This window comes from Pirellulales bacterium (assembly GCA_035546535.1).
Lineage (GTDB): Bacteria > Planctomycetota > Planctomycetia > Pirellulales > JACPPG01 > JACPPG01.
In genome coordinates, this window is record DASZWQ010000031.1 from 32,074 (window position 1) to 49,869 (window position 17,796).

General features: G+C 63.0%; 14 protein-coding genes. 10 read left to right on the top strand and 4 right to left on the bottom strand.

Annotated elements, in window-relative coordinates:
- Positions 1-70: 70 nt before the first annotated feature.
- Positions 71-2,407 (bottom strand): hypothetical protein, encoded by a 2,337-nt coding sequence (locus VHD36_03590; protein ID HVU86378.1) that lies wholly within the window; start codon positions 2,405-2,407, stop codon positions 71-73.
- Between the two features lie 448 nt (positions 2,408-2,855).
- Here VHD36_03590 and VHD36_03595 point away from each other — a divergent pair, with 448 nt between their 5' ends.
- The 4 genes from VHD36_03595 (at position 2,856) to VHD36_03610 (ending at position 5,907) form a co-directional block, all read left to right on the top strand.
- Positions 2,856-3,422, top strand: a complete 567-nt coding sequence (locus tag VHD36_03595) for a DUF6174 domain-containing protein (GenBank protein ID HVU86379.1) — start codon at positions 2,856-2,858, stop codon at positions 3,420-3,422.
- Between the two features lie 37 nt (positions 3,423-3,459).
- Positions 3,460-4,278, top strand: a complete 819-nt coding sequence (locus VHD36_03600) for an SDR family NAD(P)-dependent oxidoreductase (GenBank protein ID HVU86380.1) — start codon at positions 3,460-3,462, stop codon at positions 4,276-4,278.
- A gap of 143 nt (positions 4,279-4,421) precedes the next feature.
- Positions 4,422-4,706 carry a PEP-CTERM sorting domain-containing protein gene (locus VHD36_03605; GenBank protein ID HVU86381.1) on the top strand — a complete coding sequence of 95 codons (285 nt, stop codon included), beginning with the start codon at positions 4,422-4,424 and terminating at the stop codon, positions 4,704-4,706.
- Between the two features lie 340 nt (positions 4,707-5,046).
- Positions 5,047-5,907, top strand: coding sequence for a hypothetical protein (locus VHD36_03610; GenBank protein HVU86382.1), 861 nt, complete (start codon positions 5,047-5,049; stop codon positions 5,905-5,907).
- Positions 5,908-5,952: 45 nt separating this feature from the next.
- Here the strand turns inward: VHD36_03610 and VHD36_03615 are convergent, their stop codons facing one another.
- Positions 5,953-6,240: a putative quinol monooxygenase gene (locus VHD36_03615; protein ID HVU86383.1), complete on the bottom strand. Its 288-nt coding sequence runs from the start codon at positions 6,238-6,240 to the stop codon at positions 5,953-5,955.
- A gap of 169 nt (positions 6,241-6,409) precedes the next feature.
- Between VHD36_03615 and VHD36_03620 the strand changes: the two genes are divergently transcribed.
- The 6 genes from VHD36_03620 to VHD36_03645 all read left to right on the top strand — a co-directional run bounded on the left by VHD36_03620 (position 6,410) and on the right by VHD36_03645 (position 15,422).
- Positions 6,410-7,831: a carboxypeptidase-like regulatory domain-containing protein gene (locus VHD36_03620; protein ID HVU86384.1), complete on the top strand. Its 1,422-nt coding sequence runs from the start codon at positions 6,410-6,412 to the stop codon at positions 7,829-7,831.
- Between the two features lie 161 nt (positions 7,832-7,992).
- Positions 7,993-10,095, top strand: a complete 2,103-nt coding sequence (locus tag VHD36_03625) for a penicillin acylase family protein (protein ID HVU86385.1) — start codon at positions 7,993-7,995, stop codon at positions 10,093-10,095.
- Positions 10,096-10,161: 66 nt separating this feature from the next.
- Positions 10,162-11,550, top strand: a complete 1,389-nt coding sequence (locus VHD36_03630) for a TlpA disulfide reductase family protein (protein HVU86386.1) — start codon at positions 10,162-10,164, stop codon at positions 11,548-11,550.
- A gap of 286 nt (positions 11,551-11,836) precedes the next feature.
- Positions 11,837-13,666, top strand: a complete 1,830-nt coding sequence (locus VHD36_03635) for a redoxin domain-containing protein (protein ID HVU86387.1) — start codon at positions 11,837-11,839, stop codon at positions 13,664-13,666.
- Between the two features lie 187 nt (positions 13,667-13,853).
- Positions 13,854-14,891 carry a hypothetical protein gene (locus VHD36_03640; GenBank protein HVU86388.1) on the top strand — a complete coding sequence of 346 codons (1,038 nt, stop codon included), beginning with the start codon at positions 13,854-13,856 and terminating at the stop codon, positions 14,889-14,891.
- Positions 14,892-14,906: 15 nt separating this feature from the next.
- Entirely contained in the window at positions 14,907-15,422 is a 516-nt protein-coding gene (locus VHD36_03645; GenBank protein HVU86389.1) for a TrmH family RNA methyltransferase, read from the top strand.
- Between the two features lie 93 nt (positions 15,423-15,515).
- On the opposite strand, the gene VHD36_03650 is transcribed toward VHD36_03645, so the two are convergent.
- Together VHD36_03650 and VHD36_03655 are read right to left on the bottom strand one after the other, a co-directional pair.
- Positions 15,516-16,040 (bottom strand): hypothetical protein, encoded by a 525-nt coding sequence (locus VHD36_03650; protein ID HVU86390.1) that lies wholly within the window; start codon positions 16,038-16,040, stop codon positions 15,516-15,518.
- A 202-nt stretch (positions 16,041-16,242) separates the two neighbouring features.
- Positions 16,243-17,664: a DUF2252 domain-containing protein gene (locus VHD36_03655; protein ID HVU86391.1), complete on the bottom strand. Its 1,422-nt coding sequence runs from the start codon at positions 17,662-17,664 to the stop codon at positions 16,243-16,245.
- Positions 17,665-17,796: the final 132 nt, after the last annotated feature.

The following is a 17,796-nucleotide window of genomic DNA, read 5'->3' on the forward strand; positions in this document are numbered from 1 at the left end:
CGCGGGTTGATTCTACCAGGCAAACTGCGAGTCGCGCGCAAAACCCAGCTTGCCGAGTACGGTCGGCTGCCTAATTCGTCGGCGGCGCAGGCTTCGATGTGACCAGCGCCTGTACCAGCGACTCGCTGGTCGTGGCCGGTGGCAGCACGGCGTTGGCGTACGCCGCGATTTCCACATTGTAGTCGGTCAGCCGGGCAAGAAATGCGCCCGTCTCCGCCGTCTGCTGGGCAATCGCTTCCAGGGCCCTGTACGTGCCGGCCAGCGATCCGGCGGCGTCGACCGTCATATTGCCCCGCTCGTGGTCGGCGGCGATAACGGCCGCGGCCCGATCGATTAGCGCCGCACGCAGTTGTGGAATCGTGGCCGACAGGCGCTTGACGATGGCTGAATCGGCCAGCTCGCGCGACAGCTCGGTTAGTTGCAGGCGGTACCCGCCCGCATGCGGCGACGTTTCGGCAGCCAACCAAGGGCCGTCGGTCAACGTGCGGCCGGCGGCCATCGTCAGGTTCCACTGCGCGATCACGCGATCGATCTGTGCGTTGCGCGCGTCGGCTTGTGCCGCGAGCTGCGCCGCCCGCACCAGCAACATGGCGGTCGGGCCGTTGCTCTCAGGCCCCAAGTGTTCGGCGGTGATCGCGGCACCCAGCGCCTCGAACTGTTCGAGCTGCTGTGAGAATAATTGGGCAAGCGCGGCGTTGCGCTGCGCCTGCCAGTAGGCCGTGATCGCATCGCGGCGCCGCTCGGACGGCATGCTGGCCAGATACTCGGCAAGCGCAATCGGCGTATTCTCGGCACTCGTCGGCTCCCAGCAAAGTACCTGCACCAGTTGTCGCGCCTGATCTGCCGGCGAACGATCGACAAGGGCAGGATAGAGGCACGGTGAAGCCAAGAGCGGTGCGGCCGCCTGTGACGCGTCCTCGGCGACGGGTGAGATGGGCCGCGCGGTTTCCTGGGCTTCGGTCAGCGTGTTGGTCGAAAGCCGCTCAGCAGAGGTTCGATCGTCAGGCAACCGGTCCGCGGGAGCTGTTTGAATCTCGGCAGCCGCTGCTGGACGCCGCGCCGCGTAAGTGTTCGCCGAAGGTCTCCGACCCCCAGTTGATGTCGAGCCGACGGGCGTCTTTTGGCCGTCGTCGTCGCGCGGCAACGTCGGCCGCTCGCGATTTCGCGGTGGCGCCAAGGTCGGCTCGTTACGCGCCGGCGCTGGCCGGGGCGGATTGCCAGCAGCAGGCGCAGCACCCGGCGGCGGCGCCAATTTCAATTGTCCCTCCGGTACGGGTTGCAGTCCGACAGGTGGCGCGCCGCCAAGGGGCTGGTTGAAACCTGCTCGTTCAATGCCCGTCGTTCCGGCGCCCGGACCAGCCCCGCCCATTGTCCCGGCAGCCATGGCGCCCGCGGGCACGCTGCCGGTCGGGAGCTTGATCAGCATCGATGCCAATCCTTGCGGGTCCAAAGGAGGCGTCGGTGCCGACATGGCGTATTCGGCAATATCGAGGTTGTAGAGCCGGACGTCGGCGAGAAAGGCGCGCCGCTGGCGCGACAGATCGTCAACCAGCGACAGAACGAGAGCCAGGTCGGCGCGACCTTCGAAATGTGCCTCTTCCGCAGCCACCAGCGCGTCGGCGGCCGCATTGACGGCCGCGGCGCGCGACTCGATGGCGCTGCGCCGAATCGGCAGTGTGCGATCGACAAGCACCGCCCGTGCGGGTATCGCGCGCCCTTGATAGAGATTATCGAGCTCGGTGCGGTACGGCCCCACGTGCGGCATGTCCGCTGTCAGGGGCAAGGTCTGGCCGGCCGGCAAGCGAATAATGCCGGCGAGGTCATATTGAGCGGCAACCAGCACCACGTCGGCATCTTGCAACCGCGCCTTTGCCGCTTGCAGGCGCGTTGCCAAAATTCGCTGCTCGGCCGTCGGCTCGTGGTCGGGATGCTGCGCCGGCTTGAGCCGCTCGAACTGTTGATATTCGTCCCAGGCGAAGTTGTAATCGCCCAGCGCTTCGGCCAGCCGCCAGTAACTTTCCGTCGCGCGCAACTGCCCGGCCCGATCAGGTACCGAGCGCAACACTTCAACCAGTGGCATGGGTCGGCCGCGCGGTTTTTCTCCTTCGGGCACGGCCAGCGCCATCGAGAGGATTTCCAACGGCGCGGTGCGAGCCGATCTTGGTTCCACTGGCACAAGCTGGCCAGGCGCCTTCGGTGGCGATGGCGGGGCGGTCTCTGGACTGACGGCCGGCGCTCCGGCATTAGGCGGCAGTGCTGCCGGCGGTTCTGCCGCGGGCGCAAACGGCGGCGCCTCGCTCGCCTGATCGGCCGGCGAACCTGTCGCGTGCTGCGGCCGTGCCGGAGGTTGCGTCGCCGGGGGCAATTGCGCCGCCAGGCAGCAAACGAGTAGTTGAGTCAAATACATCCTGGGATCCTTCCGGACGCGTGAGCCAGCTTTCCGACTGTGTCATGGGATCGCGGCCTTGCGAAGGCACGCGACAGACGTGCGGTCGACCTGGCTATTTCCTCGCGGCGCTACGATTAACGCCGCCGGCAACTGCGTTTAGCGTGACCGGTTCCTGCCAAAGCGTCAACAGGGCTCGGCACGTTCGCGGGGGTCGCTTGGGTCGCCAGGCATTTGGCGTCACTGCCACAGTCGCCGCACAGCGATCCCAAAATCTGTTTCGCGCTGGAAACTGGCCGTTCAGGTTTGCCCAACCGGCCGAGGCTATGATAGCGGGACCTTGGCCAGCGGATGCTGCGCCAATGAATGATTGACGAAGGCGCACGAGCGTCGCGAGAATGACGCACCCTGCGGCCAACAATTCGACCCGAGTCCGGCGGGCGGAACCTTTTCTGATTTTACAACGCCCATGGAAGCGACCACCGGCGGCAGACGCTCATCGAACGGTGCAAGGCTGCGGCCGCGCCGATCGCGATTACGTACCTCGGCCCTGGTGCTGGGCGTGGCGGGCGGGCTGGCCGTGGGATTGGCCGGCCTGCTGTTGTTCATGATCTTGAAACGCGGACCCACGTTGCCCGAGATCACCCGCGCCGGCCTGGCGGTGGCCGAACAAAAATGGAACGCCGCCCAGCCGCCCGGCTACGACATGGATATCGTGATCGGCGGCCGGCAGCCGGGCGAAGTACACATCGAAGTCCGCCGTGGCACAGTGACCAAAATGACGCGCGACGGCGTAACTCCTTCGCAGTCGCGCACCTGGGAATACTGGACCGTGCCCGAGCAGTTCGAAACCATCCGGCAGGATTTTGATTCGTCGGAAACCGAAGGCGGCTTCGGCGCGGCCCCCGGCGCACAAACGATTCTCAAGGGCGAGTTCGATCCGCAATATGGTTATCCGCGGCGCTACGAACGTCATGTGCTGGGTACGGATCTCACGGTGGAATGGACGGTCACGCGGTTCGCGCCAGTGGAATGAAAAAAAGGGAACGTCTCTTGGGAAGGCTTGGGCCGGAATGAGCGACTGGTCAGGAAAAGTGGTCATCGTCACGGGCGGATCGAGCGGCTTGGGGCGCGCGATCGCGGCGGCCTTCGGGCGTCGCAAGGCGCACGTCGTGATCGCGGCGCGCGGCGAAGAGGCGCTCGCGCGCACCGCCGCCGAACTGGCGCGGCAGGGAATCGCCGTTGCGACGATCACGGCCGATGTCACGCGGCAGGAATCGGTCGACGCACTCATCACGCAAACGGTCGAAATGTTCGGACGCCTGGACGTGGTCGTCAATAATGCCGGGCGGTCGAGCCGGCGGGCGGTGCTCGATACGACCGTCGAGGATTTTTCAGCGCTCCTGGAATTGAACCTGCTGGGCGTCGTGCGCATGACGCGCGCCGCGGCGCCGCACTTGCTGGCCACGGGCGGGCACCTCGTGAATATCGGCTCGCTGGCCGGAAAGTCGGCCACGCGTTTCATGGGCGCTTACCCGGCCAGCAAGTTCGCTCTATCGGCTTACACGCAACAGTTGCGATTGGAGCTGGCGCCGCAAGGCTTACACGTGCTCTTGGTTTGTCCCGGGCCGATCGCGCGCGACGAGCCGCGCGCCGCGAGCAGCGAGCGCGCGCAAGAGGACGTCAGCAACATCCCGGAAGCCGCCCGCAAACCGGGCGCCGGCGCTAAAGTGAAGCTGCTTAGGCCCGAGAACCTGGCTGAACGCATCGTCGCCGCCTGCGACGCGCGGGCGCCGGAACTCGTGATCCCCGGCAAGGCACGGCTCTTATTCGCGATTTCCGCACTATCGCCGCGGCTGGGCGACTGGCTGGTGCGAAGGATGACGAGTTAACGTGCGAGAAGTTAACCATCTTGCACGGTTGTGCTTCTGAGAATCGTTCGAGAAATCGTGCGGGCGCTATTCTTTGGCGTCATTATCACAACGGACCGCGTCGTCGTTTTCGTTCATTTCGTTCGGTGAGGAACATCGTGTGCTTGACCGTATTCGCCGTGGCCGCCTTGTGGACCGGCAGCAATTCCGGGCGCGCCGGCGTCGATCCTGGTTACCAGTCCACCACCAGCGACGGCTTCTTCGAACTCGATAGCGCATCCGGTAGCACCACATTGAAGATCGCAGCCGCGCCGGAGCCCGGCAGCTTGGCGCTTTTCGGTCGTGGCGCGGTTGGTCTGGCGCTGGGCAATTCGCAAAGGCGGTCGCCGAAAGATGCGCGGCTAATCCCCCGCGTGGGGAAGCAATTCAGCGCTGCCGAGCTTGCGTAGCCACGAATGTCGAAATGCACGCGAAAAACTCGGAGGGCAGCTTGCGATCCGCCTCGCGGCGCAATCATAATCGTCGGAGTTGTTGAGCTCATGACGAGTGCACGAACTCAGGGCATTTGCTGGCACCCTTCACGAATTACTTCTTGGTCGAGGCAAGGAGCCTGTCATGCAGCGAAGCCGCTTGCGTCGAAGTTTCAATGCTACGTTGTCATGTCTAGTTGTTCTAGGAATCGGTCCGCACGCGGCAAGCGTGCGTGCCGATGAGCCGTCAACCAAGGCCAAATCGAAAACGCCGCCCGCGAAGGCCCAAGCCACTTCCGGTCTCGGCCCGAGGGTTTTGGTGCCCGACACCAGCATTCGGCTTTCGCCGCCCGCGGGATCTGTGCCGGGCGAAGGGTTCAAGGGCTTTCAGAATCCGGAGCTGGGCGCGGTCGTCGAAGTGGTGGAGATGCCGCGCCCCTTTGTCGACACCGGCCTCGATGCCGAGACGTTTGCCAAGAGCGGCGTGACCATGAAGCGACGCACCGATGTGAAAATCGGTGGTCGTCCCGCGGTGCTGCTAGCGCTCGCGCAAAATGCCAACGGCACGAATATCAATAAATGGCTGTTAGTGTTCGGCAACGAGCGGCAGACATTTCTCGTCGCCGCGATCTTCAAACCGGAAAATGCCAAAGAGCTCTCACCGCTGCTGCGCGCCTGCGTACTCACAGCCGAATTCGACAAGAACGCGGTGCGTGATCAGGTCGCGGTTCTGCCTTTCGAGATCAAGCCTGTCGATCCGTGGGCGTATGCCAAACAATCGGGCGGATTCTTGACGATCACACCGAACGGCGAATTCCCGCCGGCCGACGCCACGAAGGGGATGCTGCTCGTCGCCATGGCACCACTGCCGCCAAACCTGGGCGATCGCCGGAAACTCGTCGAAAAGCGTTTCCTGTCGATCCCCGTGGCCACAGACATCAAGCTCGAAACGTGCGAGCCGGTCGAAATCGACGGCCTCGAAGGTTTCGAATCGATCGGTACCGGCGCCGCCAAGGGAACGGGCGCCGCGCTGTGCATTTTTGAAGTCGTGTTGTTCGAACGGGATGGACAGAATCACGCCTCGATCTCGGGCGTGATTGGCGCCGACGACCGCGACAAGGGCCTCAAGGACCTGCAGGCCATGGCGCAGAGCTTCAAACGAAAGCCAGCGGCCGAGTGACCGAGATTCGTTCGACACTCGATCAAGCGAGTTAGTCGCTAGCCCTTATTCGACGATCGTCGACACGTGCCCTTGCCGTTCGACCTTGGGAAGCACTTTCGGCTGATAGATTTCGGTATAGGCCTTCGCCTTGCGATGCAGGTCGAGGGCCTCGTTCGATTCCCACCGCTCGATCAAAAAGAAACGCGTTTCATCGACGTTCGACTGGTAGACTTCGAAGCGGGCGCAGCCAGGCTCGGCTCGCGACAGCCGTCCTTGCTCGCGCAGCAGCTCGCGAATCTCGGGAACGTCGTTGGCGTCTTTCACCGTCAGCAAAATATTGGCATAGATCATCGGTCCACTCCGGCTTAGGCTCAGGATTGTAGGTACTATCGTTTAAATCGCCCGGCACGCACCGCGCGGTTGTAATCGATCGCGGCGCGGCTGCCAAGAAGCGACCAATAGAAGGAGCCGGGCCGAGGCAACACATGGTGACCTAAAGATGCGACATACATCGAGGCACATGCTCGCCGTTGTGGCCCTGACGGCCGCTCTCCACGTGCCGGTGCTGGGCGACGAGACCGCCGGTGAATCGAAAAGCGCCGACCCGAAAGGCGCCGAATCGCAGAGCAGCGTCCCGATGCTCACCAAGCGCTTCCGCATCACGAACCCGCAGGGCGACCCGGTTGCCGGCGCCACGGTAATTCCGTGGGCCGTGCGTTCCGAACGGGGACATGGGCACTGGAACATTAACGGCGATTACAACGCCAAGCCGCCTACACTTGTCACCGACGCGGCCGGCCGAGGCCAGTTCGAGTTTCCACGCTTTCTCGACAAGGACGGCAGAGTTCCACCGCAACAATACACCTGCAGCGTCGTTCATCCCAACTATGCCGGCAGCACGTACAACGACATTCCGGTCGAGGGAGAATCCTACAAGGACGAATCCGTGATCCAGGTGCGGCAGGGCGCCTTGATCGAAATCACGCTCGCGGCGGAAGGGCAGAGCATTTCGCTGGACGACGTTTACATACTTTGGAGCAGTGACGCGCCCGATAAGTACAAGAACAAGATCAACGACCGCGGAGCGATCGTGCTGCCGCGATTGCCGGCGGGCAAGGAATTGCTGATGGCCGTCTACGCGCCGGACGACGGCCCCGTGCTGTTTAGCGATGTCCAGAAGGTCGAACTCGATGATGGCGATCATCATCAACTACGGATGGAACTGAAACCAGGGGTGCGCGTCGAAGGCAGGCTCACGGGCTCTGTCGAGCGGCCCGTCCGCCAGGGACGAGCGATCGGCGTGGTGATCATTTCCAACAAGGAAGTGGAAGGGAACGTGCAATGGCGCGTTGCCGCGAAGATGCGCATCGATGGCAGCTTCGTTTTCGAGTCGATGCCGCGCGGGGCTTTGCAAGTCATTGCGCTCTGCGACGGAGCCGTGGCCGAAAGCGGTGACCCGCCCGACTTCGCACGCGACCGCGAGAAAGAGCAAGCGGCGGCATTCTCGCGACCACAGGTGTTCGCGCTCTGGGAAGAGCAGACCCGTATTTTCGTAAAGATGGCTCCGAGCGCATCCTGCCGCGTGCAGGTCCTCGACGCCGCGGGCGCCCCGATCAAGGGCGCCGAATGCTGGTTTTCTCCGAACGTAGGTTGGTGGCATGGCGGCAGCCAGATTTATGGCGGCCCCTTCTTCAGTACGATTGAATATCTCAAGGATCAGGACATCGTTCGCAAATACAACCATCAAGACGAGCTTTTCATGGCTAGGACCGACGAACAGGGCGAAGCCTTGGTCGCGAATCTGCCCGGCGGTCAATGCTGGATGTCCGTGGTCCATGACGAATACCGAATGCCAGGGCCGGATCGAAATCGCTCGCAGCGGGTCTCATTGACCTCGGGGCAGACAGCCGAGGTTACGGTGCGCATGGAAGCGAAGAAGTAGAGGCCGATTCCGTTGCCCAGCCGCAATTCCATCGGCAGCTAGTGCCCATTTGACCCGCCCGCGTGCGCGATTCAGAATACGGGTTCTTCGAACTTGCTATTCCCGCGCGTGATGCGGCAGGCCGTGCGCGCGACTCATTGAAATCTTTCGCGGAGGGTGCCATGCGGTTGCGACTCACAACGGTTCTTTCATGCACGATGACGGCCGCGATGTGCATCGCGCTCGCCGATGCAGCGCGGGCGGAGACGGTCACCGTTTATCGCGACGATTGGGGCGTGCCGCACATCTATGCCGAGTCGCTGCCGGGTGCCGCCTATGGCGCTGGGTATGCCCAGGCCGAGGATCGGCTCGAACAAATGTTGCAGAATTATCGATTGGCCGCGGGTAACCTGGCCGAGGTGGCCGGGCCGTCGCTCGTGGATCAGGATTATCGGTCGCGCGTCTGGCAGCACGAAGAGGTCGCCCGCGACCACTACGAGCGGATGGACCCCAGGCTGAAGGCCACGTGCACGGCGTTCATCCGCGGCGTGCAAAAGTACATGGACGAGCATCCGGCTGATGTGCCCAAGTGGGCGCAAAAGCTCGAGCCGCATTTCCCCGTGATGCTCAGCCGGTTCATCATTTGGAACTGGCCCGAGGGACAAGCCGCCGGCGACCTGGAACGCGCCGGGATCAAACCATCGCCGCAACCATACCTGGGCTCGAACGAGTGGGTGATCGCCGCCAATCGCAGCGCGACGGGAAACGTAATCGCGCTGATTGATCCGCACCTGAGCTGGTACGGACCGTTCCGCTTCTACGAGCAGCGGATGTACGCCCGCGGCGAGGACTTTGCCCTCTCGGGCGCGGCGATCCTGGGCTTGCCCATGCCGGGCTTGGGACACACGCAATACGCGTCGGTCGCCATGACCACAGGCGGGCCCGACACGGCCGACGTCTATGAAGAGACCGTCGATCCGGCGAACCCGCTGCGTTACGAGGTCGACGGCAAGTGGCGCGAGATGAAGACGCGCAAGATCACGATCCGCGTCCGCGACGGAGAGAAGATCATCGAGAAGCACTTCCAACTCGATTCGACACATCACGGCCCCGTCGTCGCCCGCAAGGACAACAAGGCCTACACGATGGCGCTGGCGTACATCGATTGCGCCGGACTGATGGAAGAGCTGTATAAGGTTCACACGGCTCGCAACATGGACCAGATCAAGGCCGCGCTGTCGACCTGCGAGCTGATGCCGCAAAACATCATGATCGGCACCGTCGACGGCGACACCTTCTACGTACACGACGGTCGCGTGCCGGTGCGCAATCACGGCCTGCCGACCAATCGGCCGGTGCCAGGCAACGTGTCGAAAAACGATTTCGCCGGCATTCACCCGTTCGAGGATCTGCCCCAAGTCACGAATCCCAAGGCCGGCTACATGCAGAATTGCAATGTCGCGCCGGCCGTCATGATGCGCGGCAGCCCCATGACCAAGGAAAGCGCCAAGCGGCCGTACTTGTATTACGACGACGGGCGAGGGAACCACCAGCGTGCTGAAATGGTGACCGAGATTCTGCACACCGATAATTCGGTCACGCTCGAAGAAGCCATTGACCTGGCGTTCTGCACGCAGGTGCTGGGCGCCGAGAAGTGGCAAGATCGCATCGCCCAGGCGTGGCAAACGGCCAGCGCCGACGCCAAGACGCCCGACGTGCAGGCCGTGGTCGCGAACATCCGCGACTGGAATCGCCGTTCCGACCCGGGCAGCAAGGGGGCGATTGCGTATTACGCCTTCAAGCAGGCGCTGGGCGGAAAGACCTCCGAGGCCGTCGCGGTGCCGGCCGAACTTTCGGACGCCGACATCGTTGCGGCCCTCGCCAAGGGAGCCGAATGGCTGCGCAGCAAGGTCGGCGGCGTCGACGCGCGGTACGGCGACGTCTTCCGCGTTGCGCGCAAGGACGGCAAGCAGAGTTGGCCGGTCGGCGGCGGCAGCCTGAAAGAAGCGGGCATGGCCACGCCGCGGGCGATTTCGTTCGGCAACGTGGGCGAACAAAAGATTGGCCACGGCGGCCAGACGTCGACGCAAATCGTCGTGCTCTCCAAGCCGCCACGCTCGTACATGGTGCTACCGCTGGGCGAAAGCGATCATCCCGAAACCGGTCACTGGGACGATCAGGCGGCCAAGCTCTTCAGCGAGGGGAAGGCGAAGGACACGTACTTCATGGACCTCGACGCCCTCAAGCCGCACGTGACGAGCACGGCCACCTTGGCTTTCGAATAACGCATGCACGCACCTTTCGCGGATAGCGGGCTTTCGATTCTGGCTGGATAACCAAGGGAGGACGCCGTGCTCAGATTCGTGAGTTTGCTATGCGTCGCCGTCGTCCTGTCCTTCACTTCTCTGGCCGCGGTGCGCGCGGTCGACAATCCACCCGTGAAGAAAGATGCCAAACCGCCGCGGTACAAGTTGCACGTCGGGCTGGAACTGAATTACGCCGGCGAGAGCGAGGTGAAGTTCGACGGCGGTAGCCGGCACTCGCGCTCGACGTGGAAGTTGCTCGTCGTGCGGCAGAATACCGATGGCGGTGTTCGGGTTTTCGTGCGTTACGGCATCCAGCGCGAGAAAAGGCAGAATGACGCCGCAGAACCGCAGTTCGGTGACGAGCACGTTGTGCTGGCCTGGTGCGACGTGAAGCCCGACGGCCGCGTGGCGGACAATCCGACTCTCGATTTTATGCTCAATGTACGGCCGCTCTTGCCGCAATTGCCACCAGCCGGCGAAGCGACGTGGCAGGCCGAGAACGCGCTAACGAAAGTCCGCGAGGACTATGCGCTAGGCGCTACCGCGGACGAGGATCATCTCGCGATTGTCGACACCACACATGGACCAACGGACGAGATCTACTCGACTTCCGAGAAGAACACGATTTTGTTCGATACGAAACGCGGCTTCGTCGATCAGGTCGAAGGGGAGTTGAAGCAGGACTATAGAAACGCAGCGATACAAACGACGCATGTCATGCTTAAAGAGGTCAATCGGGTCGATCCGAATCTGGCTACGGCCGTGGCTTTAGAGATGTCCGACTATTTTGCCGTGAAGCGCGAGTACGATGAACTCATCGAACGAGCAGGGATCGAGCCTGCGCAGACGGCCAAATTGCTCGCGCAGGCCAAGTCGAATCTCGAAGATCTGCGTGCTGCGCTCCTAACGGAAGTTCTCCAAAAGCAAATCGATGCTGATCTCGCCCAGCACGATCTGATGGCGACCATGAGCGAAGAGCAGGCGCAGGACGTCGCGGCGGTGCTCGACAAACCATCGCCCGACTGGAAAACGACCGATCTGGAAGGCGACGCGCGGTCGATCGAGGGGTGCCGAGGCAAGGTCGTGGTGCTCGACTTCTGGTACCGCGGCTGCGGATGGTGTATCCGCGCCATGCCGCAGATCAAGGAGGTCGTCGCGCACTATCAGGGCCAGCCCGTGGAAGTGCTCGGCATGAACATCGACAAGGAAGAAGCCGATGCACGCTTCGTCATCGATAAGCTGGCACTCAACTACCCGACGCTCAAGGCCGAGGGGCTGCCAGGGAAATACGGCGTCCGCGGCTTCCCGACGCTGATCGTGATCGACCAGGCGGGCCTGGTCCGCGCTTTCCATGTCGGCTACACGCCAACGCTCTACAAGAATCTGACCGCAACGATCGACAAACTGCTGGCTGAAACCCCCGCCGCCAAATAAAGGTAAACAGGGCGTTGTTGGCATCGGGTAGGTGGATGCGCCGGCGCGAGTCGCCGGAAGGCAATGCTTGGCATGATCTTCGGAGTTGATCATGGCCGCCGGGCTGTTGGTTCGTGCGAGGGCTCGTGCAATACGAGCCCCGACTTTTTGGCCGGACATCTATTTACATAGCTCCGGCCAGCCGATAAAAATGTTTGTAGGCTAATTAATTTTGACCGGGAACCGTCCTGTGTTACGGGCGGCGATGTCCCGGCTCGTTTCGCGTCAATTCTTGAAGAGGTGATTCATGCGCGGCTCGTTGCAAGTGGCGGCTGTGGCGGTTGCCCTTGTGGCTGGCGGACAGGTCCAGGCGGACCAGCCCACGAAAAGTTCGATCGGCACGAAGATCGACAGTTTCTCGTTGCCCGATGTGCATGGCAATGACCGCACGCTCGCCGAGCTGCGCGGGGACAAGGCCCTGGTCGTGGCGTTCGTCGGCGTGGAATGCCCGCTGGTGAAGCAATACGCTCCGCGCTTGCAGGCGCTGGCCAATGAGTACGAGTCGAAGGGGGTGAAGTTCGTCGCCATCGATTCGAACTTGCAAGATTCGCTGGCCGAGATCGCGCACTTCTCGAAGATGCACGACCTGAAGTTTCCGGTCCTCAAGGATATGAACAATCGCGTGGCCGACGCTTTCGGCGCCACGCGCACTCCCGAGGTGTTCGTGCTCGATGCCGACAGCGTGGTTCGCTACGGCGGTCGCGTCGACGATCAGTTCGGCTTTAAGACTGGCGCCGGCTATGCCAAGCCGCGTCTCGAACGGCGCGACCTGGCCGTGGCGCTCGACGAATTGCTGGCCGGCCAACCGGTGAGCAAGCCGACGGTGAAGGCCGATGGTTGCTTGATCGGCCGCGTGAAGCACGAGCCGCACGGCGACGTCACCTATTCGAACCAGATCGCGCGGATCCTGCAGGATCGCTGCCTGGTCTGTCATCGCGAAGGGGAAGTCGCCCCTTTCTCGGTCGAATCGTACGACGAGGTCGTCGGCTGGGCTGAAATGATTCGCGAAGTCGTCAGCGAAGAACGCATGCCGCCGTGGTTCGCCAAGGCGCCGCACGGAAAGTTCTCCAATGATGCCCGTCTGACTGAGGAAGAGAAGCAGCTCATTTCCCGCTGGGTCGATAACGGCTGCCCCGAAGGGGACAAGTCGCAGATGCCTCCGCGGCGCGAGTTTGCCAAGGGCTGGCGTATCGGCGAACCCGACCAGGTGATTTTCATCGACGAGGACGCCTATCCCGTCCCGGCGGAAGGGACCGTGGAATACAAGTATTTCACCGTCGACCCGGGCTGGACCGAAGACAAATGGGTGCAGGCCACGGAATGCCGTCCCGGCAACTACGCGGTGGTGCATCACATCATTTGCTTTATCCGTGCGCCGGGCGCGGGTTTCGAGGGGCCGATGCACGGCCTGGGCGGTTATGCCCCCGGCAACCCGGCCGACGTACATCCGCCGGGAACGGCGACGTTCGTGCCGGCGAATTCCAAGCTGGTGTTCCAGATGCACTACACGCCCAACGGCGTAGCGACCGAGGATCGCAGCTCGATCGGCATCAAGTTCGCCGACCCGAAGACGGTGAAGAAGAAGGTGCACGGCGACGCGGTGGGCAACTTGTCGCTGAACATCCCGGCCGGCGATCCGAATTTCGAAGTGCGATCGAAGCACAAGTTCCGCCGTGACATGCTGATCCTGAACATGACGCCGCACATGCACCTCCGCGGCAAGGATTTCCAATACGTGCTCGACTATCCGGACGGCCACAGCGAAGTGCTGCTCGATGTGCCCAACTGGGATTTCAACTGGCAGTTGCGCTACGAGTTCGCCGAGCCGGTCCTTGCCCCCAAGGGCTCGACGCTGCGGTGCATCGCGCACTACGACAACTCGGCCGATAACCTGGCCAATCCCGATCCCACGAAGGTCGTTCATTTCGGCGACCAGACGTGGGAAGAGATGATGTTCGGCTTCTACGCGTCGATCGACCCGAAAGAGGATCTCAGCGTGAAAGTGGCGGGCGAGAAGGACGCCGACGAAGGTCCTCGCTCGGGCACCACCATTCAACGCGACGCGGGAGGAGAATAGTCCAGGGCGATTCTGCTTTTCGATTTTGCTGATCGATAACGCCGGCTGGCTGGGGTTTTTGCCTCGGCCGGCCGGTTTTTTTGTCGCGCGACCCTGTCGTTCGCCCCTGGACAGGTCGCGCGTGGGCCTGGAAAATTAGCCGTCGGCCGCCGCTGCCCCGAATCCTACCGCGAACGAGTTTCATTTCATGCCCACGCTGCATCACTGCGTACGCTTGCTGGGCATGTTCGCGGTCGCAAGCGTTCTTGCGCAATCCGCGGCCGCGCAACCGCCCGTGGTCACCCGGATTCTCGAACGGATTCCGCGCACTACGCAGGAATTGGCCGCAGCGCACGAAAAGAGCGACCTGATCTGCGCGATGCTGCCCCAAGGGGTGCCTCTGGCCGAGCGCTCCTTCGTCGAGCAGGAGGCGATCGACGTCGACGTGCGCCGCGGCGGCGGCCTGGTGCGCGAGCGCGTCGTGCTCGATTTCGGCCGCTGGCCCGTGATCGATTATGGCACGCTGATGACCGAGGGAGATCGCAAGCAATTGCCGTTTTTCACCAGCGGCATGATCCTGGACGTGATCGACAATACGTATGTCAGCCTCCAGGCCCGCGTGCAACGCGCCTCGCCCGATGGGGCTCCGTATCTCTCGTACATTCCCGTGGCTTGCGCCGGCGAATATGGAAAGACGGCTGAATCAACGGAATTTGCGGCACTGCAGCAAAGCGCTGTCAGCAACGTACATGGCTTGGGATTGTTCCTCAAACGGGGCGAGCGCGCCACGCCCGAGACATTGCGGACGCTCGTGGTCAGCATCAACGGGAGCCGCATCCGCCCCAACAAGGACCCCGAAGTGATCGAGACGGTACCCACGTTGGAATTGCTGTTCATTCGCATGCGGATGAAGCCCGTCGCGGCCGGTCAGTCGCCCGCCGAAGGGGTGCAGCTGTATGCCTTCGGCACGACCGACAACATGACGAAGCTCGTCAGCTTCGCCCCCTATTCGATTCCCAAGGATGCCAACGACTGCACCATTCGCAGCACGGTGCGTATTACCGAGTATGGTTTAGCCGGACAGCTACCGTCGGCCCGCGCCGCGCGCCAGGTGCGCGTGCGCACGGCCAAGGAATTCACGTTTCCGCAGCTCAACGAATACGTGCGCAGCATCGGGCTGGAGGGCGAGGCGCTGGATCATCCCGCGGAAATCTTCGACGCCATCATCGATGGAAAGTTGCGCTAGCGCGCCGGGCGCCGCATGACCGAGTTCGCCCACGAACGTCATAAGCCGCCCACCGCGCTCGAACGCCCTCGCGAGCTGGTGGTTGCCTGCGCTCCGCTTCGCACGAACGTCAATCTATCGCGCATCGTGCGTGCCGCCGGGTGCTGCGGCGTGCAGCGCATCGTATGCTGTGGGAATGCCAAGGTGATCGGCAAGATCGCCCGCGACGCGCTCGACCCCGATAACCCAGCGGCGCTCGCGCTGGAAGTGCATCGCACGCTGGCGCCGGCCCTGCTCCGGCTGCGCGACGAGGGGTATCGGCTCGTGGGCCTGGAGCAAACCACGGGTTCGAAATCGCTGTACACGTTCCCCTTCGAGCGCCGTACCGCGCTTATTGTGGGGAACGAGCGGCTTGGGATCGAGGACGACGTACTGCGGCTCCTGGACGACGTGGTCGAGATTCCGGTCTACGGTCTGCCATACGCGCACAATGTCGCCACGGCCGCGGCCATGGCCTTATACGAATTCTGCCGGCAATACCCGAATGGGTGACACGGCGGCGCGAAGTAACTGCCCCACGCGCGCATTTTTTTTGACGACGCCGCGAACTGATTGCGGAGTGTACAGGCGATAGTGCTCGCCGGCCTACTTCACGGCCCAGTGCGCGGGATTCCAGCGCCACGCCCCGTTCTCGGCCGGGTCCCACTCGCCGGGTACCCACACCGATTGCGGACTGGTTGTTGCCACGTATTGGCCGGCCACCCACACCCAGGTGCCGCGCCACTCCCAATGGCCTGGCGCCCAGGCAAGATTCGCGGGGCTCGCCGGCGGGGCGGGCTGCGTCTCCACAAGCGGCGCCGGAGGGGGCATCTTTTGCGTGACCACGGCTCCCTGCGTGCCGGCCGCCCAGTGGCCGGGCAACCAGTGGTACTGACCGCCGACGTGCTGCCAATAGCCGGGCGTCCAATAAGCGCGGCGAAACGGCGGCGTGGTCCATTTGCCGTCGACCCAGAACCATTCGTCGGGCGTTCGCTCCCAGGAGCCGGGGACCCACACCATTTGCGGCGACGGCGCGACGGTGATCGTCTCTTGCCGCGGCGGCGGCGGCTCGACATACGTCGGCGAGGTTATCGGTGCGGTCACCTGGCCCCAAACTACGGCGGCGCTCATTGCACTGGCATACGCTGTGGCAAAAACGAAAGCACGTGAAGCGGGTCGCATGAATTCTCCGATCGTGCGGCAGTGGGGTTAACAGCCCAATCCGGCGGGCTGCCACGACGGACCCTAATCTAGACCGGAGAATCGAAAAAAGTAAATGCCAGCTGCCAGAGGGGCCCCTCGGCGGATGCCGGCCAGGGTGCCTGTCGTCGGCTTATCGCTCGAGATTGGCCGGCAGCCGACCTTGCTGCACGGCATGCTCGAAAGTCGCGAAGTCTTCCTCGTTCTGATCCGCATAAGACTCGGCAAAGTCGGCCACGGCCTCGTCGAAAGAGTCGCTGGTCCCGAGGTAGGAACTGATGGCGCGCGAATCGCCCGAGCGCGCGTGAGCCCGGGCCAACACCCAACCGCAGCTTTCGGCATACGCAGCCATGGTTTCGGCATCGTACAGCTCGACCAGCGGCTTGATCTTCACGTCGCGCAACTGGCGAATGTAGAAGTGCCGGCCGTTTTCGCCGTGCGTCCACCCCAGGAACAGATCGCTTGCGGCCTGCATCAGCCGCTGGCCAACGACCACTCGCTCGCCCGGTTCGTACTTCGAGGCGCCGGCATACGGCTCGAGCACCGAGCGCTGCGCCTCCTTGACCTGTAAGAACAGTGCATCGCCGGGGCCGGCCATCAACAGAAAGACCCCGCAGCGCGTTCCCACGCTGCCCACGCCCACGACCTTGATCGCGTGGTCGGTGAGTGCGTAACGATCGAGTAGCACCCGGCGCTCGTCGGGCAGCGTCGAGCGGTACCGATCGAATGCCGCGCGCAAATGATCGACCAGCTCCACCGCTTCGGCGTGCACTGGATGATAAACCAGTGGCGGATTGTCGCGGATCAATGTTTTGTCACCGGACTGGATGAGCAGTTTGGCAGCCTCGTGCTCGACCGCTCCTTGGCCGGCGCTGCGGATCTCGTCGCGGTCGCGGCGGCTAAAGGCGCGCTCCGGCAACCGCTTGAGCAACTCATCGACGTCGACGCGCTCATACCAAACGTCGAGCGCGGTCATCGTGGCAAACCGCGCCATTCGTTGGCGGTAGCTCCGACAACACGCTACGGCCGCGGCGCGTTGTTGCGAACGCTTGAACCGATTGTTGCGCCCCGCGATGACGAAACTCGTCGCCAGACGCTTTACATCCCATTCCCACGGGGCGGGTAACGTTTCGTCGAAATCGTTGACATCGAAAACCAAGCGCCGCTCGGGCGTGGCGAACACGCCGAAATTCATCAAGTGGCAATCGCCGCAGGCCTGTACGCGCAGCCCTGTCGAAGGCGTCTGCGCCAAATCGGCGGCCATGATCGCGGCGCCGCCGCGATAAAAGGCAAACGGCGAAGCGAGCATTCGCCCATAACGGATCGGCAGCAAATGCGAAACGCGATCCGCGCTCGACTCTTCGAGGACCTGCACCGGATCGCGGCGGTCGAGCGCCGGCTTGTAAATGCCGTGGTCGGATCGCGGCGTTTGCTTGCGTAAGGATTTCCCGTGAGGGACTTGCTCTCCGTTGCCCGGTGGATGATCGTCGGGCGATGGCGTTTGATTCTCCACGCCGACTGCGCCTTTCTTACCGGCCGACTTGATCTTGCCCATACAACCGCCTCCTCAATTGAGCAGACAGCGAATCAGCAGTGCGCCGCAACAGAGAATCCCTGTGTCGAGGGACGGCAGAACCGTCAAAGAAACATGGTACAGCGCCGCGTGTCGGCCGCCAAATTCACACAG